The organism is Neptuniibacter pectenicola (genome assembly GCF_001597735.1).
In the GTDB taxonomy this organism is placed as follows: domain Bacteria; phylum Pseudomonadota; class Gammaproteobacteria; order Pseudomonadales; family Balneatricaceae; genus Neptuniibacter; species Neptuniibacter pectenicola.
The window spans coordinates 1-353 of the sequence record NZ_LUTS01000102.1 but is presented as its reverse complement, the minus strand read 5'-3'; the positions used below and the strand labels follow the sequence as shown (position 1 = coordinate 353).

The following is a 353-nucleotide window of genomic DNA, read 5'->3' as shown; positions in this document are numbered from 1 at the left end:
GAAGAGAGAAAAAGGAGGGAAGAAAAAAGAGAAGGGGAAGGAAGGGAGAAGGAAGGAAGAAAAAAAAGAAAAAGAAAAAGAAAGAGAGGAGGAGGAAGGGGGGGGGAAGAGGAAGAAAGAAAGAAAAAAAAGAAAAAAGAGAAAGAAAGAGAAGGGGAAGGGAAAAAAAGGAAGAGGGAGGGAGAAGAAAAGGAGGAGGAGGGAGAGGGGAAAGAAAGGAAAGAGAAAGGGGAAGGAGAGAGAGAAGGGAGGAAGGGAAGGGAGAAGGGAAAAAAAGAAGGGAGAGGGAGGGGAAAAAGGGAGGGGCGAGGGGAAAAGGGGGGGAAAAAGATGGTGGCGAGGCAGAAAAAACG

General features: G+C 47.0%; 1 protein-coding gene. It reads left to right on the top strand.

The genetic code is table 11. The features are described from left to right. Positions 1-353: hypothetical protein (locus A3773_RS19865; protein WP_197462857.1), on the top strand; the 353-nt coding region annotated here is incomplete at both ends.